The sequence below is a fragment of the Vibrio marinisediminis genome (assembly GCF_014050145.1).
GTDB classification, from domain to species: Bacteria; Pseudomonadota; Gammaproteobacteria; order Enterobacterales; family Vibrionaceae; genus Vibrio; species Vibrio marinisediminis.
In genome coordinates this window covers 75,708-94,599 of the sequence record NZ_JACFYF010000003.1, presented here as the reverse complement: position 1 = coordinate 94,599, position 18,892 = coordinate 75,708, and the positions used below count along the sequence as shown (strand labels likewise).

The 18,892-nt window shown below is 44.0% G+C and carries 20 protein-coding genes; 9 read left to right on the top strand and 11 right to left on the bottom strand.

The genetic code is table 11. The features are described from left to right. Positions 1-25: 25 nt before the first annotated feature. Both apaG and apaH read left to right on the top strand, forming a co-directional pair. On the top strand, positions 26-406 hold the full coding sequence (apaG, locus tag H2O73_RS07280; protein ID WP_182108093.1) for a Co2+/Mg2+ efflux facilitator ApaG/CorD: 381 nt from the start codon (positions 26-28) through the stop codon (positions 404-406). 9 nt (positions 407-415) lie between these two features. Then, positions 416-1,219 carry a bis(5'-nucleosyl)-tetraphosphatase (symmetrical) ApaH gene (apaH, locus tag H2O73_RS07275; RefSeq protein ID WP_182108091.1) on the top strand — a complete coding sequence of 268 codons (804 nt, stop codon included), beginning with the start codon at positions 416-418 and terminating at the stop codon, positions 1,217-1,219. Positions 1,220-1,253: 34 nt separating this feature from the next. Here apaH and folA read toward each other — a convergent pair whose 3' ends face one another. The 6 genes from folA to rplU all read right to left on the bottom strand — a co-directional run bounded on the left by folA (position 1,254) and on the right by rplU (position 5,205). Then, positions 1,254-1,739, bottom strand: a complete 486-nt coding sequence (folA, locus tag H2O73_RS07270; RefSeq protein WP_182108089.1) for a type 3 dihydrofolate reductase — start codon at positions 1,737-1,739, stop codon at positions 1,254-1,256. A 33-nt stretch (positions 1,740-1,772) separates the two neighbouring features. Further along, positions 1,773-2,246 carry a threonine/serine exporter family protein gene (locus H2O73_RS07265; protein WP_182108070.1) on the bottom strand — a complete coding sequence of 158 codons (474 nt, stop codon included), beginning with the start codon at positions 2,244-2,246 and terminating at the stop codon, positions 1,773-1,775. After that, positions 2,243-3,010, bottom strand: coding sequence for a threonine/serine exporter family protein (locus tag H2O73_RS07260; RefSeq protein ID WP_182108068.1), 768 nt, complete (start codon positions 3,008-3,010; stop codon positions 2,243-2,245). The genes H2O73_RS07265 and H2O73_RS07260 overlap by 4 nt, the downstream gene beginning before the upstream one ends. Positions 3,011-3,162: 152 nt before the next feature. Further along, positions 3,163-4,335, bottom strand: coding sequence for an Obg family GTPase CgtA (gene cgtA / locus H2O73_RS07255; protein WP_182108066.1), 1,173 nt, complete (start codon positions 4,333-4,335; stop codon positions 3,163-3,165). 276 nt (positions 4,336-4,611) lie between these two features. Further along, entirely contained in the window at positions 4,612-4,872 is a 261-nt protein-coding gene (gene rpmA / locus H2O73_RS07250) for a 50S ribosomal protein L27 (RefSeq protein ID WP_005593148.1), read from the bottom strand. A 21-nt stretch (positions 4,873-4,893) separates the two neighbouring features. Further along, complete coding sequence (rplU, locus tag H2O73_RS07245) at positions 4,894-5,205, bottom strand: 50S ribosomal protein L21 (RefSeq protein WP_075649412.1); 312 nt, start codon at positions 5,203-5,205, stop codon at positions 4,894-4,896. A gap of 265 nt (positions 5,206-5,470) precedes the next feature. Here rplU and ispB point away from each other — a divergent pair, with 265 nt between their 5' ends. Further along, positions 5,471-6,442 carry an octaprenyl diphosphate synthase gene (ispB, locus tag H2O73_RS07240; RefSeq protein WP_182108064.1) on the top strand — a complete coding sequence of 324 codons (972 nt, stop codon included), beginning with the start codon at positions 5,471-5,473 and terminating at the stop codon, positions 6,440-6,442. Positions 6,443-6,564: 122 nt separating this feature from the next. Here the strand turns inward: ispB and mdh are convergent, their stop codons facing one another. Beyond that, positions 6,565-7,500: a malate dehydrogenase gene (mdh, locus tag H2O73_RS07235; RefSeq protein ID WP_182108062.1), complete on the bottom strand. Its 936-nt coding sequence runs from the start codon at positions 7,498-7,500 to the stop codon at positions 6,565-6,567. Positions 7,501-7,830: 330 nt separating this feature from the next. Between mdh and argR the strand changes: the two genes are divergently transcribed. The 5 genes from argR to H2O73_RS07210 all read left to right on the top strand — a co-directional run bounded on the left by argR (position 7,831) and on the right by H2O73_RS07210 (position 13,394). Next, positions 7,831-8,301 carry a transcriptional regulator ArgR gene (gene argR, locus H2O73_RS07230; RefSeq protein WP_182108060.1) on the top strand — a complete coding sequence of 157 codons (471 nt, stop codon included), beginning with the start codon at positions 7,831-7,833 and terminating at the stop codon, positions 8,299-8,301. Positions 8,302-8,634: 333 nt separating this feature from the next. Next, positions 8,635-9,603 (top strand): TAXI family TRAP transporter solute-binding subunit, encoded by a 969-nt coding sequence (locus H2O73_RS07225; protein ID WP_182108058.1) that lies wholly within the window; start codon positions 8,635-8,637, stop codon positions 9,601-9,603. A 196-nt stretch (positions 9,604-9,799) separates the two neighbouring features. Then, on the top strand, positions 9,800-12,379 hold the full coding sequence (locus H2O73_RS07220) for a TRAP transporter permease (RefSeq protein WP_182108056.1): 2,580 nt from the start codon (positions 9,800-9,802) through the stop codon (positions 12,377-12,379). Positions 12,380-12,420: 41 nt separating this feature from the next. After that, positions 12,421-12,858, top strand: a complete 438-nt coding sequence (locus tag H2O73_RS07215; RefSeq protein WP_182108054.1) for a universal stress protein — start codon at positions 12,421-12,423, stop codon at positions 12,856-12,858. 146 nt (positions 12,859-13,004) lie between these two features. Beyond that, on the top strand, positions 13,005-13,394 hold the full coding sequence (locus H2O73_RS07210; protein WP_182108052.1) for a DUF2061 domain-containing protein: 390 nt from the start codon (positions 13,005-13,007) through the stop codon (positions 13,392-13,394). Here the strand turns inward: H2O73_RS07210 and H2O73_RS07205 are convergent. After that, positions 13,391-14,191: a glycosyl hydrolase 2 galactose-binding domain-containing protein gene (locus H2O73_RS07205; RefSeq protein ID WP_182108050.1), complete on the bottom strand. Its 801-nt coding sequence runs from the start codon at positions 14,189-14,191 to the stop codon at positions 13,391-13,393. The two genes, H2O73_RS07210 and H2O73_RS07205, sit on opposite strands and share 4 nt — an antisense overlap. Before the next feature lie 137 nt (positions 14,192-14,328). After that, a complete protein-coding gene (gene rraB / locus H2O73_RS07200; RefSeq protein ID WP_182108048.1) occupies positions 14,329-14,745 on the bottom strand; it encodes a ribonuclease E inhibitor RraB in 417 nt (138 codons plus the stop codon). Positions 14,746-15,303: 558 nt separating this feature from the next. Between rraB and arcA the strand changes: the two genes are divergently transcribed. Beyond that, positions 15,304-16,524, top strand: coding sequence for an arginine deiminase (arcA, locus tag H2O73_RS07195; RefSeq protein WP_182108046.1), 1,221 nt, complete (start codon positions 15,304-15,306; stop codon positions 16,522-16,524). Positions 16,525-16,617: 93 nt separating this feature from the next. Here arcA and tldD read toward each other — a convergent pair whose 3' ends face one another. Then, the gene (tldD, locus tag H2O73_RS07190; RefSeq protein ID WP_182108044.1) at positions 16,618-18,063 is read right to left on the bottom strand and encodes a metalloprotease TldD; all 1,446 of its coding nucleotides are present in this window, start codon (positions 18,061-18,063) and stop codon (positions 16,618-16,620) included. Between the two features lie 9 nt (positions 18,064-18,072). Then, the gene (locus H2O73_RS07185; RefSeq protein WP_182108042.1) at positions 18,073-18,891 is read right to left on the bottom strand and encodes a carbon-nitrogen hydrolase family protein; all 819 of its coding nucleotides are present in this window, start codon (positions 18,889-18,891) and stop codon (positions 18,073-18,075) included. Position 18,892: the final 1 nt, after the last annotated feature.

Genomic DNA, 18,892 nt, shown 5'->3' with positions numbered 1-18,892 from the left:
TCTTTTGACTGTACGAGGAGCTTATATGGATATATCTCAACCTTGTATAAAAATCCAAGTTCATAGCCGATACATTGCTGAACAATCGGATCCAGACTCCAATCGATACATCTTTGCTTACCTCATTACCATCAAAAACCTCAGCACCGAAACCGTGCAATTGATCAGCCGTCGGTGGCTCATTACCGATGCAAACGGCAAGAAACTCGCCATAGAAGGTGAAGGTGTGGTCGGTCAGCAGCCCTTTATTGAAGGCAACGATGAGTACACTTATACCAGCGGTACCGCGATTGAAACTCCGGTAGGCGTGATGCAAGGACACTACATCATGTTAGACAGTAAAGGTCAGGAATTTAGTGCCGAAATAGAACCGTTTAGCCTCGCTATCCCCAATATTTTAAACTAGGAAAACTCAGTGGCTACATACATTGTTGGTGACATACAGGGCTGCCTTGATGAACTCAAGCTATTGCTCACTACTGTCCAATTTAACCCATCCCATGACCAACTGTGGATCGCTGGTGACTTAGTCGCGCGTGGACCTAAATCTTTACAAACCCTACGCTTTGTTAAACAACTTGGTGAGAGTGCTCGCATCGTATTGGGTAACCATGATCTCCACTTACTTGCTGTCTCCTTAGGGATCCACCGCGTTAAAGAGAAAGATCAAACTGCAGCCATTTTTTCTGCAGCAGATAAAGATGAACTACTGACGTGGCTACGTCATCAACCCCTATTGGCAGAACATGATGAATTTGTCATGTGCCATGCTGGTATCTCACCACAATGGGATCTAGCTACCGCTCGCTCGTGCGCTCAAGAAGTGGAGCAAATTCTACAAAGCGACAATTGGCATTGGTTAATTAAGAACATGTATTCCAATCAACCCGACCAGTGGCTTGATCAATTACAAGGTATCGACCGTTACCGTTACACCATCAATGCCTTTACTCGTATGCGGTTTTGTTTTGCTGATGCCCGCTTAGATATGGAGTGCAAACTTCCACCAAACGAAATCGACAATGATCAACTCATGCCATGGTTTGATCTTCCAAGCAGAATTGCACTCGATAAAACGGTGTTATTTGGGCATTGGGCGGCACTTGAAGGGCATACAAGCGGTACTGAAATTGGTCTAGATACTGGCTGTGTATGGGGTGGCTCATTGACGATGCTACGTTGGGAAGACAAACAATTCTTTGTTCAACCCGCGCTGTAAAGAAGATGGCTGGAGGTCACTCCAGCCACTGAAATTAAATGCTTTTTTCTAAAATCACAAAGCGCATATCGTAGGCATTCTTTTCATCTGCAAGATAGCTTTCTGAATGGCACTCAACAAAAGCATCATCCCAAGCAGGGAATTGCGTGTCGCCATCAATCTTAGCCTCAATATGCGTGATGTAGAGCTTATTCGCTAGTGGCAAGCAAGCCGCGTAAATTGCCCCACCGCCAATAATCATCACTTCGTCAGCATCACCTGCCACTTGTAGCGCCTGATCAATTGACGTCACCGTTATCACACCCTCGATGGATAGGTTATGGTCACGGCTGATAACAATATTCTGCCGACCAGGTAATGGACGACCGATTGAGTCATAGGTTTTACGTCCCATCACTACTGGCTTGCCCAATGTACAACGCTTAAACCAAGCAAAATCGGCGGGCAAATGCCACGGCATTTGATTGTCTTTGCCAATAACACGCTCGTCTGCCATCGCGGCAATCATGCTAATAATCATTATGTTATTCCTATTTTCGCTAAGCTTTATCGCCTAAACAATCGGACGACGACGGTAGAATAACAAGCCTGGCATTGCTAAGCCAACCGCTAATCCAGCGATGATGAACATTGCTTTCAAAAAGTTGGTTGCCAACATCTCTAACAATTGCGGCTCAAAACCACGATGGTTAAGCTCAACCAGAGCGATCATTGCTTTAAACGCATACACTCCGGGCACCATAGGGATCAAAGAGGCAACAGTAAAGACTTTCGGGTGAGCAAGCAGTTTATGTGACCAATGAACACCTATCATGCCAACAAACGTGGCTGCAAAAAAGGTCGCCCATTCAATTGGAATACCAAAATGCATCATCAAATAACGCGAACCATGCCCAATCGCTCCGCCCAGCGCACAATATTTTAGCGCTTTAACAGGTACGTTAAATACCAAAGCAAAGCCTACTGCGGGAATCGAAGCAAAAAACATGTCATTGAGAAGCCCAATCAGCAAATCCGTCAGCGTCATAGTAACCACCCCCAAACATCAAACACACTCATCGCGGCAATAATCCCCAAGCAAGTTGCCAGCGTTAACAAACTCGCCATGACAAAGCGAGCAATGCCTATATTCACATAACCTTTGAGCATATCTGCTACACAGTTAATCAACGGAACCCCGGGAACCAACATCAGCACAGAAGAGGCCATAACCAAAGTAGGTAAATTGCCGATATCATAGATGTAGGCTTGAACTGAAATTGCGGTTGTCACAAAAGCCGTTACAGTGAAATTGAGTAGTGGGTTAAAGTGTCGATGACCAATTTCTTGGCGAACAATCATGCCAACCGCAGAAGCGACAAATGTCATGCTGAATACTGACCAATCCCCTCCAGCAAGACGGGCAAAAGCCGCACAAGACAAACCAATCATTACCACTACTAACCACCGGTTGTAGCGCTCAGGGCTAATTTGATTCAGTTTATGCTGGGCGAGATAATCATCAATGATCCCGCGTTCAAGCATAATACAAATGCGCTGAACTTGCGTGACGACCCGCATGTTAATACCACGGTCAGCACAGCGCCTTGCGGTCGTTATACAGTGTCCACGGTTGACGGTTGTAACAACCAATGAGCTTGCAGAAAGAGATACCTCTACTTCATCCATTCCGCACGCTAATCCGATTCGTTCCATGATGCTTCCCACTAACGCACTTTCCGCGCCATGGGCAAGTAGCATTTGGCCAGCTTGTGCAATTAAGCGCGACACAGCCCTTTGCTTTGTATCCATACTGATTTAACAACTCCCTAAACCAAGGCTCTATATTCGAGGGGCTGACATTGTGACTAAATTTGCTACAAATAACTTTGATTTAAAACGCAATTTGAATTTAGACGTAAAAAAGCCGCAATTTAATTGCGGCTTTCAAATCTATTTGAGGATTAATCGCGAACGTAGACTACGTGACCGTCATCTTCTTCGTCGTCCCAGTCTTCATCATCTTCGTCATCTTCTGTAATAACGTCTTTACCTGACATCGCGTCTTTATGGTAATCGTCCCACATGAAGTCAACTTTCTCTTCTTCGGTGATCACTTCTTCATGACGAGGAAGAGTTTCCATGAAGTCAGCCAGTTTGTAACAAAGCTCTTTGGTACCCTGTCTATTTACAGCAGAGATCTTAAAGTAATCTTCTTCCCAACCAAGCGCATCCAAAATACCTTGAATTACTTCATCCGCTTCTTCTTCAGGCATCAGATCAACTTTGTTGAAGACCAACCAACGTGGCTTATCAGCAAGTTTCTCACTGTATTGCTCAAGTTCATCAATGATCGTCAATGCATTTTGGATCGGATCAGATTGATCAACCGGCATGATATCGATCATGTGTAGCAATACGCGACAACGTTCTAAGTGCTTAAGGAAACGGATACCTAGACCAGCACCATCCGCGGCACCTTCAATCAAACCAGGAATATCGGCAACCACAAAGCTCTTTTCAGGTACCACACTCACCACACCTAAGCTTGGGATTAACGTCGTAAACGGATAATCTGCCACTTTTGGTTTTGCTGCTGAAACTGCGCGAATGAAGGTTGATTTACCTGCATTAGGCAAACCAAGCATACCAACATCAGCCAACAACAATAGCTCAAGACGCAATTCACGAACTTCGCCTTTAGTACCTAGTGTCTTCTGACGCGGAGCGCGGTTTACTGAAGATTTAAAACGCGTGTTACCAAGACCGTGCCAGCCGCCTTTAGCAACCATCAATTTCTTGCCGTGTTCAGCTACTTCAGCCACGATTTCATTGGTGTGGATATCGACTGCACGTGTACCAACAGGTACGCGTAGCACCTTATCTTTACCACGCTTACCAGTACAGTTACCACCGCGACCATTTTCGCCACGTTCTGCTTCATAGAAGCGCTGGAAACGATAATCGATTAGGGTATTAAGGTTTTCGTCAGCTTGAATATAAATATCACCGCCGTCGCCACCATCACCACCGTCAGGACCACCTTTGGTAATGAATTTCTCACGCCAGAAACTCACTACACCACTACCGCCATCGCCGGCTTGAACTTTAACTACCGCTTCATCAACGAATTTCATCTGTTACTCCGCATTTTGTGCGTTGCGATATCATCTACAAGGCTAATTTGAGCTAATTGATAATGATATAAATTCTAGCAGATCCCATATACAGATCGATCACCTGAGATCTTGGGTCGCTCTACTTTGGACCAAATAACGAGAGGTTTTTTCAATAATGGTTGATGACCAATTAAAAGCCTCTGGTTATTTACCCCTGCTAAAAATAAAAAACCCCGCCGAATCGGCAGGGCTTTTAAATTCAGCTAGAAACCAAATTCTAAGCTAGAAGTGTGATTACTCAGCAGCTTCGATGCTTACGAATTTACGGTTCTTAGGACCTTTCACTTCAAATTTCACTTTACCTTCAGTAAGAGCGAAAAGAGTGTGGTCTTTACCAAGGCCTACGTTGTTACCAGCGTGGAATTTAGTACCACGTTGACGAACGATGATGTTACCTGCAAGAACAGACTCGCCACCGAAACGTTTAACACCTAGGCGTTTGCTTTCTGAATCGCGGCCGTTACGAGTAGAACCACCAGCTTTTTTGTGTGCCATTGTTAAGCTCTCCTAATTCGATTAAGCGTTGATTGCAGTGATTTTCACTTCAGTGAACCACTGACGGTGACCTTGCTGCTTACGAGAGTGCTTACGACGACGGAACTTAACGATTTTAACTTTATCGCCACGACCGTGTTGTACAACTTCAGCTACAACTTTGCCACCCTCAACAAGAGGTGCACCAACGTGAATGTTTTCACCGTTAGCAACTAGTAGAACTTTATCAAATTCAACAGTTGCACCAGTTTCAACGTCTAATTTTTCTAAACGAAGAGTTTGACCTTCGCTTACACGGTGTTGTTTACCACCAGATTGGAAAACAGCGTACATATTTTACTCCGCTTTTTCCGCACAGCCTGCATACATAATGAGCTAGGGTGTGCGCTAAACTAATCATCAATAGGGCGCAGATTCTACAGAATAGATGCCACTATGACAAGCCATATTTTGAAAAAATTGGCGAAAAGCTAGTCGCCAATTAAAAGTGCCGAGATCATGCCCTCAAAGCATGTATTTATCAACGTTTTTTAGTGTATTATTCATCTATTAAGAAGATAAAGACACCAGACAGGTTCTAACCTCAGCCGGAATTACAATGGATTTTAAAGCTATCCAAGCGCTTACTGCCGACGACATGGCAAAAGTGAACGAAACTATTCAAGCCCAGCTCAACTCTGATGTATCTCTAATCAATCAACTTGGTTTTTATATCGTCAGTGGCGGCGGTAAACGTCTACGTCCGCTTTTAGCGATATTGTCAGCCCGTGCGCTTGGTTATCAAGGAAGTGCACACACAACGGCGGCAGCCTTTATTGAGTTCATCCACACAGCAACCTTGTTGCACGATGATGTGGTCGATGAGTCCGATATGCGTCGTGGTAAAGCAACAGCCAATGCTGCATTCGGTAATGCTGCTAGCGTATTGGTTGGAGACTTCATTTACACTCGTTCATTCCAAATGATGACCGAGCTCGGTTCGATGAAAATTCTCAAGCTCATGAGTGATGCTGTAAATATCATCGCTGAAGGGGAAGTTTTACAGTTAATGAACTGTAATGACCCGGATACGACTGAAGAAAGCTATATGCAAGTTATCTACTCAAAAACCGCACGTCTATTTGAAGCGGCAACCCAGATCGGAGCAATCTTGACTGACGCTCCATCTGAAGTAGAGATCGCACTGCAAAACTACGGCAAGTACTTAGGTACCGCATTCCAACTGATCGATGATGTGATGGACTACACCGCCGATGGTGAAGAGATGGGTAAAAACGTTGGTGATGACCTCGCAGAAGGCAAACCGACTCTACCTTTACTTCATGCGATGCAAAATGGTACTGCAGAACAAGCAGCAATGATCCGTGAAGCGATCGAGCAGTCTAACGGCATGGATCGTTTAGATGACATTCTATCGGCAATGGATCAAGCAGGATCTTTGGAATACACTCGCGCTAAAGCGATTGACGAAGCAGACAAAGCCATTGCTGAATTATCGGTACTTGCTGAATCAGAGTATAAGCAAGCGCTCATCACCCTTGCTCACCTATCTGTTCATCGCAGTAAATAAGTCGCGGTCAAACCAACTAAATTGATTGCATTAAAAAGGCAAGCCACTCAGCTTGCCTTTTTTGGTTGTCAAAAAAGCCGACTGAATAACAGTCGGCTTTTTTCTTTATATTAAGAGGTCGATTATTTAACGAAGTCGACACCGACTTGAATATCACCACTTAGTGTTTCTAGCATGCCATCTAATGCTGCTTTTTCATAAGCACTTAGTTCACCATAGCTTAGTACTTCTTCCACACCATCTTTACCAAGTTTGATTGGTTGAGCAAAGAATGAAGTATGCTCACCAGCACCTTCTACATAAGCACACTCAACGACATTTTCCTCACCTTGTAGGGCTTTCACTAAAGAGAGACCAAAACGGCACGCGGCTTGACCCATAGAAAGTGTTGCAGAACCACCGCCCGCTTTTGCTTCTACGACTTCAGTACCCGCGTTTTGAATACGCTTAGTTAATGCGTCAACTTCCTCATCGCTGAACTCAACACCTTCAACCTGAGAAAGAAGCGGCAAAATAGTCACACCAGAGTGACCACCAATAACTGGTACACGAATGTCACCTGGATCTTTATCCTTAAGATCCGCTACAAACGTTTCAGAACGAATCACATCCAGTGTTGTAACACCAAATAGTTTACGCTTGTCGTACACACCCGCTTTTTTCAATACTTCAGCAGCAATTGGCACTGTCGTATTTACTGGGTTAGTAATGATACCAATACATGCTTTTGGACATACCACCGCAATTTTTTCCGCCAAAGCCTTAACGATGCCAGCATTGACATTAAAAAGATCCGCACGATCCATACCTGGCTTACGCGCGACACCAGCAGAAATCAAGACAACATCCGCACCTTCTAGTGCTGGTGTTGGATCTTCTCCCGCATAACCTTTAATCGAAACAGGTGTTGGTATATGGCTAAGATCAGCGGCAACGCCTGGAGTAACAGGAGCTATGTCATAAAGCGCTAAGTCTGAGCCAGCAGGAAGGCGGTTCTTAAGCAATAGGGCTAGGGCTTGTCCGATGCCTCCAGCGGCACCAATTACGGCTACTTTCATCGTAGTTCTCCTTGAGAGGTAGTCTCTTCTATATTTTGGTAGAGTAATTTGTAAACACGTTGGTTAAATACGCTATAGCATTTAACGTAGAATTACAATTATTTAACGTCATCTTTGCGACGCTACGCAATTCACTTTTAACGTGCTACAAAGCGGCGAATCATAGCATGAGAAATCCTTTTTCCAACAAGCTTTTAAGTACGAAAAGTGTCAACAAAGAGTGCCAATTCTTTGCTCACATTATGAAGATAATTTTTGCCACAAACTGGCACAAAGTGCATGGCTATGCGAGACTATGCACTTATCTCAGTTACGAGTTGAAAGAGAACTATGCGTCATACAGAAAAACAAGATAACCTCGTACGCGCTTTTAAATCCCTATTAAAAGAAGAGCGTTTTGGTTCACAAGGCGACATCGTTGAAGCACTAAAAAATGAAGGGTATGAGAATATCAACCAATCCAAAGTCTCACGTATGTTGACGAAATTTGGTGCGGTGAGAACTCGCAATGCCAAAATGGAAATGGTCTATTGTTTACCAGCAGAGTTGGGCGTTCCTACAGTTTCTAGTTCACTGCGTGAACTTGTGCTTGATATTGACTATAACGCGGCGTTGGTGGTGATCCACACCGGACCTGGCGCGGCTCAGTTAATCGCCCGATTACTTGACTCTCTAGGAAAATCAGAAGGTATTTTAGGTGTAGTCGCAGGTGATGACACAATTTTCATTACCCCTACTCTCACGATTACGACCGAGCAACTATTCAATTCTGTCTGTGAATTGTTTGATTACGCCGGTTAAAAATCCAAGCAAAACAGCATATCTCACCAATCACACCTAGTTTTAGGTGTGATTTGTTTCACAACTTAACCAAAACCCCTACCAAGATCTCAAATATCATAACTACTTGAGAAAAAAGACATTTCCCCAATCGAATAGAATAAAACACCATTTTAATAACTAGTTGCTTTTGCTAAAAACTTTAACAATTATGTAATTATCTTTGGTTTTTTTGGTATTATTCAGCAACTTTTTCATCAAACGGATTGAAAAAGATGCCGTTTCCAAGATAGGAAACTCTTTTAGCAGCTAAACTTGCTGAAGGACTAATAATGAATAAAGGAAGGAACATTCATGGCATTTAACAAACTTATCCAAGCTGGTGCTATCGCCGCAGCTGTTATGGGTGCAGGTGCGGTCAACGCACAAGAATTCATTACTATCGGTACAGGTTCTGTTACTGGTGTCTACTATCCGACTGGTGGTGCGATTTGTAAGCTTGTTAACAAAGGACGTAAAGATCACAACATCCGTTGTTCTGTAGAGTCTACAGGCGGGTCAATCTACAACGTTAACACAATGCGTGCTGGCGAGTTGGACTTTGGTATCGTTCAGTCAGACTGGCAATACCATGGCTACAACGGCACCAGTAAGTTTGCTGATCAAGGTCCATACAAAGAACTGCGCGCTGTATTCTCACTACATACAGAACCTTTCAACATCATCGCACGTACTGATTCAGGTATCGAAAATGTCGCAGACCTAGCTGGTAAGCGCGTTAATATCGGTAACCCGGGTTCAGGTGACCGAGCGACAATGGGTGTTGTAATGGATGCAATGGGCTGGACAAATGACAGCTTCAAGCTAGCGTCTGAGCTTAAAGGTTCAGAACGTTCACAAGCATTATGTGATAACAAAATCGACGCATTTGTTTATGTTGTTGGTCACCCAAATGGTTCAATCAAAGAAGCGACAACATCTTGTGATGCAAAACTGATCCCTGCAACGGGTGAAGCAATCGACAAGATTGTATCAGACAACCCGTACTACGCATTCAGTACAGTTCCAGCTGGCATGTACCGTGGCACAGACAAAGATGTAAACAGCTTTGGTGTTGCCGCAACAATGGTAACGACGACAAACGTTTCTGATGAGATTGCTTACAATGTAGCTAAAGCGGTATTTGAAAACTTTGATACCTTTAAACGTCTACACCCTGCGTTCGCAAACCTTAAAAAAGAAGACATGGTTCAAGCCGGTCTTTCTATTCCTCTACACCCAGGTGCAGAGAAATACTACAAAGAAATCGGTCTTCTTAAATAACTGATAACAGCAAGGAGGCATGCCCTCCTTGCTCACTCTCTTCGTCTAAAACTAATTCTATTTGGGTTTCAATACTGAAATCCCACTCTTTCATACCCAATTTTTCTGACGCTTATTCGGCTTACTCACTACACTGATATAAGCGCAAGGTTCAATAAAAAATAATAACGAACCGTATATAACAAGGATAACCTCCATGACGCAGACTACTACACCATCGAAAGATGTGCAGGACATGGTAGCCCAAGCAGATACTGGGGCACGCTCACCGAAAGGAATTTCGGGAAATATTTTATGGTTTGTTCCACTATGTTGGTCTCTATTCCAACTTTGGTATGCCTCTCCATTACCGTTCATTTTTAATTTCGGCATACTCAACGACACAGAAGCGCGTTCTATTCACTTAATGTTTGCGGTGTTTTTAGCATTCACCGCCTACCCAGCACTCAAGAGTTCACCTCGCGATAGAATTCCATTATTTGATTGGATTCTCGCTTTAGCGGGTAGCTTTGCCGCCGCTTACATCTATATTTTCTATACTTCACTCGCCGATCGCTCTGGCGCGCCTACTCAACCTGATATCGTTATATCGGTTATCGGTATGCTGCTGCTATTAGAAGCGACGCGCCGCGCACTTGGACCTCCTCTGATGGTCGTCGCCGCAGTCTTTTTGCTCTATACCTTTGCTGGACCTCACATGCCAGATGTAATCGCGCATAAAGGGGCTAGCTTGAATAAAGCAATGTCACACCTATGGTTAACCACCGAAGGGGTATTCGGTGTTGCTCTTGGTGTCTCAACCTCATTCGTATTTTTATTCGTGCTATTTGGCGCAATGCTCGAACGTGCGGGAGCAGGAGCTTATTTCATTAAAGTCGCTTTTTCGATGCTTGGTCATATGAAGGGCGGTCCGGCCAAAGCCGCCGTTGTTGCTTCCGGTCTATCGGGCTTGGTTTCGGGCTCATCAATTGCCAATGTCGTCACCACCGGTACTTTTACCATCCCATTAATGAAACGTGTCGGTTTCCCCGGCACAAAAGCTGGCGCAGTCGAAGTTGCGGCATCAACCAATGGTCAGTTAACGCCACCAATCATGGGTGCTGCGGCATTCTTAATGGTTGAATATGTGGGTATTTCCTATGTTGAAGTGATCAAAGCGGCACTGTTACCCGCACTGATCTCTTATATCGCCCTCATCTATATTGTCCACTTGGAAGCATGTAAAGCCGGCATGACCGGGCTACCACGTCGCCACAATCCAACTTTGCTGCAAAATCTCTTGTCATTTACCGGCACTATTTTGGGCTTGGTGGTCACGAGTGCTGTGGTCTATTACGGTATTGGTTGGACAAAAGATGTGTTTGGTTCCGCAGCAACATCCATAGTGACGGTGGCACTATTCATTGCCTACCTTGGTCTACTGAGCGTATCGGCTAGATACGTAAATGAAGGCAATATTGAAATCGATGCCGAACTCACCGAAGTGCCCGATCCCGGTCCAACCATCAAGTCTGGTCTGCATTATTTGCTGCCGATCGTCGTGTTGGTTTGGTGTTTGACCGTCGAACGCTTCTCCCCAGGTCTTTCTGCTTTTTGGGCAACGGTGTTTATGATCTTTATTTTGATCACCCAACGTCCATTACTAGCACTAATCTCCAAATCAGGTGACGTCACTGAGCAGACCAAACAAGGCTTTATTGACCTTGCAGAGAGTCTAGTGACGGGTGCGCGCAATATGATCGGGATTGGGGTCGCGACGGCGGCAGCCGGTACCGTAGTTGGAGTCGTCACGCTCACTGGTATTGGCTTGGTAATGACCGAGTTTGTTGAGTTTATCTCTGGTGGTAACGTCATCTTAATGCTGATGTTTACTGCGTTAATCAGCCTAATCCTTGGCATGGGTCTTCCGACTACAGCCAACTACATCGTGGTATCAACACTGATGGCTCCGGTGATCGTAACACTCGGTGCTCAACATGGTTTGATCATTCCACTGATCGCCGTGCACTTATTTGTGTTCTATTTTGGTATTTTAGCCGACGACACACCTCCGGTCGGTTTGGCGGCATTTGCCGCAGCCGCCATTGCTAAATCCGACCCGATCCGCACCGGTATACAAGGTTTCACCTACGATATCCGAACCGCAATATTGCCGTTTATGTTTATCTTTAATACTCAGCTTTTGATGATGGGCATCGATTCTTGGTGGCACTTAATGCTGACCGTCATATCATCGATTATTGCAATGTTGCTCTTCTCTGCAGCTACTCAAGGCTGGTGGTTTACTCGAAATAAGTGGTGGGAAACGATTTTACTATTAGTGCTGACCTTCTCATTTTTCCGCCCAGGGTTTTGGTGGGATATGGTCTATCCGGCTAAAGTGTTATCGCCAGGTACAGACATTGCCCAGATCGTAGAAACCCTTCATGTCGGTCAAGCCTTGGAACTGCGTGTTTCAGGAGAGACATTGGAAGGCGATATGGTAGAAAAAACCGTTCGTTTACCCTTTGAAGATGAGGCGATGACAGCCGAAGAGCGTATCAGCTCTATGGGGTTAATGTTGAACGAAGATGCCGGTCGAATGATTGTTGATATGGTCGAATTTGGCAGCCCAGCCGAAGCATCTGGTATTGATTTTGATTGGCAAATCAATTGGGTAGTTCAAGATGCAGATAGACCAATGAAAGAATGGATTTTCGTTCCATGCCTATTGCTAGTCATTTTAATGGCTGCAAACCAAAAACGCCGTGTTCATCGGGAATCGCTGAACGCATAGCAGAAAGGTCCTCAAATATTGAGATTGAATAGAGAAAAGTGATGTATAAAAAAATTCTTGTTCCAGTAGACTTAAATGAAAACGGCTTCTCTGATCGTGCAGTTGAACTTGCAGTTTGGCACGCGAAACAATCTAATGCCGAATTACATTTACTCAATGTACTGCCCGGTATGCATATGTCGATGGTCGCCAGTTATTTTCCTAAAGACGCTGCACGAAAAATGAAGCTCGACGTGGAAAAACAACTTCAGCAGTTTGCTAAACAACATATCAGTGATGATGTGGTTTACAAGGTCCATATTGCTGAAGGTAAAGCCTATAAAACCATTTTGAATTACGCAGAAAAACTCTCGGCAGATTTAATTATCATGCCAAGCCACAGACGTTCAAAAATCGATAAAGCGTTACTTGGTTCTGTCACCAGCAAAGTCGTTCAAGCCGCACCAATAAGTGTGTTGGTGCTCAAACCCCAAGGCTAAACGCCAATTTTGCCAAACGAAAAGGCGCTCAATTGAGCGCCTTTTTTAATAGCTATTACCTATCAAACAAACAGATTTAATCCATTTTATTTATTTTAACTGTGGTTCGATAATTAGCTCACTATCAGCGACCAAGAACATCAACCATGAAAAAGACACTTACTTTTGCCAGCATTCATTTCACTATTGCCTTCACGGTCGCTTATCTACTGACTGGTGACATCATCATCGGCAGTATGATTGCGATGCTAGAGCCATCTGTAAACACCGTTGCTTTTTACTTCCATGAACGCACTTGGAACGAGATATCATCACTGCAAAAATTGGCTCGTAATGCAAAAATCAAAACCACCAGCTTTGCTATTGTCCATTTTAGTGTTGCATTCAGTGTCGTATATCTGCTCACCGGTGATGCCTTTGTTGGCGGCATCATGGCAGCAATTGAACCGACCATTAATACTTTTGCGTACTACTTCCATGAAAAGATATGGTTAGGCAAACAAGACCAAAAAACAAATTGGCTCTGTGCCCACTAAATTGGATAGTGCTGAGCACACAAATCTTTACTCAATCCAACATTAAAGCATTGGGTTTGCTGATCGAGAGTCACTTCTAATTGATAAAGATGCGCAGGGTCAGGCTGCTTGGTATCAAAATAGATCGGCGCTTCTATTTGAAATAGCGCACTGGCTTGGTTATTACGCACATCAATGGGCAGATGATAAGTCATGCCATTGAATTTAATTGATGCCGAAATAAGACCGGCAGCATAAGTGGTGTAATGCAAATCGACTTTAAATTCACAGCCGCCACCATGATGCCAAATCTGCTCCGTAGCCACATACTCTAAACGCACATGACGAATAAACTGCAAATATGGCACTTGCCAAACACCAACTCGTTCATCACTTTTTCGTGAATTTTCAGCACCAAGGCAGCAAACCTGATCAATGTCATCTTCAATTAACCAGTCATCGTCAAGTTGAAGAAACAAAATCTCAAAACGATTACGCCCCAACTGAAGGTATGGACGGATATCTTTCTTATATATCGCTTGAGTCATGTCACAATCAAAAACCGCTACGCCATTGACTCGAACTTCCGCATGATAATCAATACCAGCAATAATTAAGTCGATAGCCGGAAAGGCAAGCATCGCCTCATCCACTTCAATGTCATGCATCAAATGCCATTCTTGCTCTTTAATTGATTGTTCTGAAAGGTGCTTTGGTAATATCTTACTTAATGGGGCAGGAAAAGAGAGATCATCTTGGGGGATCGATAAATCTGTCAACGGCGATAATTGCCAGGGTCCTTCGAGAGAGAGTTCCATCTTATACAAACTTGCGCTAGATCAAAGTTGAGTCGATTATAGAGAATAGAAGTAACTATAGATACAGCGCGAATATAAAAAAACCAGCTGAAAAGCTGGTTTTTAATAACTATTGAATAACGATTCTACGTAGTAAGTTACTCTTCGTCGTCTTCATCTTCTTCAGGGTAAAGCGCGTCTTCGCCTTCATAGTATGTACCCCAACCGTCATAGATGATGTCGAATTTTTCAGCAAGATAAACTAGCTTTTCCACTTGAGCATCAATTGCTTCTGGATTCAATGCTGATTGCATTGTCGCATCACAGCAAAGCAGTTTATTGCCATCTTCATCTTCAGTTTCTTCAGCTTCTAGAACTTCAAAACCCATTTTGAATGCTTCGACTACCGCTTTCTCTAGCGTATCGAAATTTTCAGCGAAAAGGTGGTGCTCGATCTCGTATAACGCTTCTGGATCACTGCCATCTTCAAGCAATGCTTGGATAATATCGCGAGTCTCTTCCTTTTGAATCTCAATTAATTCTTCTACTGATAGATATTCATCTTCGTGAGACATAGTTGTGCTCCAGAGTGTAATAACAATATTGACGATTTCTCGCGACGAAATATCGCATGGATCAACAAAAATTACTACCTAGAATCGATGCTGGCACGATCTTTATTTTAAGGAGTTAGCTGATAAAGAAGATCCTACTCACAAAGCAAAATAACTTTTTGATCCGAGCTAGAGTGTTACTTCAGAACAATCTGTGGTTTCCACAAAAAAGTTGCGATGCAGAAAAACGCAAATCTATGAAGACTAAACGCATAAGATCCGAACAAATCAATAATGAATAAAAAACTAATTCTATGAGATTAAACATGAATATCATGCATGGCTAGGCAGGATTAATACCATCAAATGCATTGAGCCCATAGGGATATTGCGAATAAACAGGCACTATTTCTGTGCTGAGTTAACATTCCTATTTAGTTCTATTTTCTATATTTTCCCACCTTGCGATATTTTGAACTTGAAATACCAGCTCAAACCAAGTTTACTTTCAAAGAACAAGCTTGCATCTTTTTATTAACATTGTCATAAATGTAATAGGACTTTAAGTAAGGATACAGAATGAGTAAGTTGTATGTCGGCTCAGAAGTTGGTCAATTGAAGCGAGTACTGTTACATAGACCGGAGCGTGCGCTCACCCACCTCACCCCATCAAATTGCCATGAACTGCTTTTTGATGATGTGCTTGCCGTAGAGGCTGCCGGTGACGAACACGATGTCTTTGCCAACACACTCACCAGCCAAGGTGTCGAAGTACTGTTACTGCATGATCTCTTGGTCGAAACCTTAGATGTTCCCGCCGCACGGGAGTGGTTGCTTAAAACGCAAATCTCCGATTTCCGTTACGGACCGATGTTTGCCCGTGATTTTCGTAACTACCTCGCAGAAATGGATAATGAACATCTCGCTTGCGTGCTATTGGGTGGTTTGGCTTATTCAGAGTTACCATTTAAATCGGCTTCAATGCTACCGAAACTGCATCGCTCACTAGATTTTGCTATCGAGCCTTTGCCTAACCATCTATTTACTCGCGATACTTCTTGTTGGGTCTACGGCGGAGTGTCATTAAACCCAATGATGATGCCCGCTCGCCAACGCGAAACTAATCACCTACGCGCGATTTATCATTGGCATCCGATTTTTGCAGGACAAGACTTTATCAAATATTTCGGCAATGAAGATCTTCATTATGATAATGCCAATATTGAAGGTGGCGATGTATTGGTGATTGGTAATGGCGCGGTATTGATCGCCATGTCTGAGCGAACCACCTCTCAAGGGGTCGAAAATTTAGCGGCTCAGTTATTCAAGCATCAACAAGCGAAGCAAGTGATCGTCACTGAGCTCCCCAAAAATCGCGCTTGTATGCATTTAGATACCGTGATGACGCATATTGATGTTGATACTTTCTCGCTCTATCCAGAAATCGTACGTAAAGATATGAATACTTGGTGTTTAACATCGAAGAAAGATGGTCAGATGCAAATTGATCAAACCAATGATCTCATGGGTTCAATTGAAAAAGCGCTTGGGCTTGATGCTTTAAAGATCATCACGACTGGGGGTGATAGTTACGAAGCAGAACGCGAACAATGGAATGATGCTAATAACGTACTGACGGTAAAACCAGGCGTGGTGATTGGCTATGAGCGCAATGTCTACACTAATGAAAAGTATGACAAAGCAGGCATTACCGTTTTACCTGTACCGGGTAATGAGCTTGGGCGTGGTCGAGGTGGGGCTCGTTGTATGAGTTGCCCTATAGAGCGAGAAGGAATTTAACAATCTTATTTATGGCTACACAGATCTTCTGCCTAGAAAACAATAAAGCAGCGCTGAGCGCTGCTTTATTAGATTAAACTAAATGGTCGTTGGTTATTCAGTACCACCAACAGTAATGGAGTCAATCTTCAAGGTTGGTTGACCAACGCCTACAGGCACGCTTTGCCCTGCTTTACCACATACGCCAACCCCACGGTCGATACTGAGGTCATTACCCACCATCGACACTTGTTGCATCGCTTCGATACCAGAGCCGATCAAGGTTGCTCCTTTAACAGGACGAGTGATTTTACCATCTTCAATTAGGTAAGCTTCTGAGGTTGAGAAGACGAACTTGCCTGATGTGATATCCACCTGACCACCACCAAAGTTTGGCGCGTATAGCCCTTTCTTCACTGTAGAGATGATCTCTTCTGGCGAATGCTCGCCAGGCAGCATGTAAGTGTTAGTCATACGCGGCATTGGTAAATGCGCATAAGATTCACGACGACCGTTACCAGTAGGCGCTACGCCCATCAGACGCGCATTAAGCTTGTCTTGCATATAACCTTTTAGTACGCCGTTTTCAATTAGAGTGTTGTACTGACCAGCAACGCCTTCATCATCCACATTCAATGAACCACGTAAGTCTTTCAATGTACCATCGTCGACAATCGTACAATGCTTAGAAGTCACTTGCTCGCCAATACGACCGCTAAATACCGATGACTCTTTACGGTTGAAATCACCTTCTAAGCCATGACCAACCGCTTCATGCAACAATACACCCGGCCAACCTGAGCCTAGTACAACAGGCATTGTGCCTGCCGGAGCCGCATCCGCTTCTAGGTTTACTAATGCTGTACGAATGGCTTCATCTGCATATTGGTAAGCAATTTGCTGACCTTGCTGAGACGTTAAGAAATAGTCATAACTAAAACGACCACCGCCACCAGCACTGCCACGCTCTCGGCGCTCGCCGCGCTGTGCCAATACGGTAATAGATAAGCGTACTAATGGACGAACATCCCCTGCATAAGTGCCGTCGGTTGCCGCAACCAACATTTGTTCATGTACACCACTTAGGCTGATAGACACTTCATCAATCAATGGCTCTTTCGTGCGAATGTACGCATCTAGCTCTTTAAGCAGTGCCGTTTTTTGCTGTTTTTCCCAGCATTGCAGTGGGTTTTCAGCGGCATAGTAAGCTTGGTTATCAAAGCGTTTGAACGCTTGAACTTTGCCATTTTGACCTTGTTGCGCGATGCCACGTGCTGCAATAGCACTTTGCTTTAAGCCTTCAAGTTGAATTTGATCTGAATAAGCAAAACCAGTTTTTTCACCTGTTACGGCGCGCACACCAAGACCGCAATCAATGTTAAATGAGCCATCTTTAATAATGCTATCTTCTAAAACCAGAGACTCATGCCAGCTGGATTGGAAATAGATATCAGCGTAGTCAATTTGACGAGTCGCGATGCTTTCAAGCGTGCTCGCGATATCCTGCTCTGTTAGACCAGCAGGTTTAAGTAGGGCTTCTTCTACGTGATTAATTGTCATATTTCGCTCTTAAATTTTAATTCGACTATCAAAGCGGTTATGGGTCATAACCGGCATTGTCGCTCTGATCTCTGTCACTGCTTGTAAGTCTAACTCGACCAATAAATTACTTGGGGCATCACCTAGACTGGCAAAAACGTCTCCCCATGGTGATATCACCATCGAATGTCCCCATGTTTGTCGTCCGCCTTGATGAATACCCGTTTGATTAACGGCGACAACCCAAGATTGCGTTTCTATGGCGCGAGCAGTCAATAATGGCTGCCAATGAGCTTGCCCTGTTACTGCCGTAAATGCTGCGGGTACAACGATAACATTTGCACCTCGCTTCGCTAGTTCGCCATACAGCTGAGGAAAGCGCACATCATAACAAATCGTCAGTCCTAAGTGAGCAAATGGTGTCTCAATTGAGACAATCTCACCGCCGGGCATAAATGTTTCCGACTCTCGATAACGCTGGTGGCTATCCGCGACATCAACATCAAACATGTGCAACTTATCATAATGAGCCATCAACGCCCCATCGTTGTTGTACACCAACAAGGTTGTGGTCACTCCTGATGCGCGCTGAATAGGGAAACTACCAACAATAAGCCAGACTTGATAGCGCTTCGCCATCTCTGATAATTGAGCTTGAATCTCACCATTTTCTAAAGGCTCCGCGTAATGGTGATAATCACTGCGAGAACCAAGCACAATGGCGTTTTCTGGAGTGATCACCCACGTCGCACCTTGCTCAGAAAGTGCCGCTACTTGTTGTTCAATATACACAAGATTCGCTTCAGGATTCGCACCTGAAGTCATCTGTATCAAGCCAACTCTATCCATG

Excerpts from the sequence above, each read along its gene's own strand:
- rpmA (WP_005593148.1), bottom strand. The coding sequence starts at position 4,872 with ATGGCACACAAAAAAGCTGGTGGTTCTACTCGTAACGGCCGCGATTCA.
- H2O73_RS07220 (WP_182108056.1), top strand. The coding sequence starts at position 9,800 with ATGACGCAGACTACTACACCATCGAAAGATGTGCAGGACATGGTAGCC.
- ispB (WP_182108064.1), top strand. The coding sequence starts at position 5,471 with ATGGATTTTAAAGCTATCCAAGCGCTTACTGCCGACGACATGGCAAAA.
- H2O73_RS07225 (WP_182108058.1), top strand. The coding sequence starts at position 8,635 with ATGGCATTTAACAAACTTATCCAAGCTGGTGCTATCGCCGCAGCTGTT.
- H2O73_RS07205 (WP_182108050.1), bottom strand. The coding sequence starts at position 14,191 with ATGGAACTCTCTCTCGAAGGACCCTGGCAATTATCGCCGTTGACAGAT.
- cgtA (WP_182108066.1), bottom strand. The coding sequence starts at position 4,335 with ATGAAATTCGTTGATGAAGCGGTAGTTAAAGTTCAAGCCGGCGATGGC.
- apaG (WP_182108093.1), top strand. The coding sequence starts at position 26 with ATGGATATATCTCAACCTTGTATAAAAATCCAAGTTCATAGCCGATAC.
- H2O73_RS07265 (WP_182108070.1), bottom strand. The coding sequence starts at position 2,246 with ATGACGCTGACGGATTTGCTGATTGGGCTTCTCAATGACATGTTTTTT.
- rraB (WP_182108048.1), bottom strand. The coding sequence starts at position 14,745 with ATGTCTCACGAAGATGAATATCTATCAGTAGAAGAATTAATTGAGATT.
- tldD (WP_182108044.1), bottom strand. The coding sequence starts at position 18,063 with ATGACAATTAATCACGTAGAAGAAGCCCTACTTAAACCTGCTGGTCTA.
- H2O73_RS07215 (WP_182108054.1), top strand. The coding sequence starts at position 12,421 with ATGTATAAAAAAATTCTTGTTCCAGTAGACTTAAATGAAAACGGCTTC.
- arcA (WP_182108046.1), top strand. The coding sequence starts at position 15,304 with ATGAGTAAGTTGTATGTCGGCTCAGAAGTTGGTCAATTGAAGCGAGTA.
- rplU (WP_075649412.1), bottom strand. The coding sequence starts at position 5,205 with ATGTACGCTGTTTTCCAATCTGGTGGTAAACAACACCGTGTAAGCGAA.
- mdh (WP_182108062.1), bottom strand. The coding sequence starts at position 7,500 with ATGAAAGTAGCCGTAATTGGTGCCGCTGGAGGCATCGGACAAGCCCTA.
- H2O73_RS07210 (WP_182108052.1), top strand. The coding sequence starts at position 13,005 with ATGAAAAAGACACTTACTTTTGCCAGCATTCATTTCACTATTGCCTTC.
- H2O73_RS07260 (WP_182108068.1), bottom strand. The coding sequence starts at position 3,010 with ATGGATACAAAGCAAAGGGCTGTGTCGCGCTTAATTGCACAAGCTGGC.
- folA (WP_182108089.1), bottom strand. The coding sequence starts at position 1,739 with ATGATTATTAGCATGATTGCCGCGATGGCAGACGAGCGTGTTATTGGC.
- argR (WP_182108060.1), top strand. The coding sequence starts at position 7,831 with ATGCGTCATACAGAAAAACAAGATAACCTCGTACGCGCTTTTAAATCC.
- H2O73_RS07185 (WP_182108042.1), bottom strand. The coding sequence starts at position 18,891 with ATGGATAGAGTTGGCTTGATACAGATGACTTCAGGTGCGAATCCTGAA.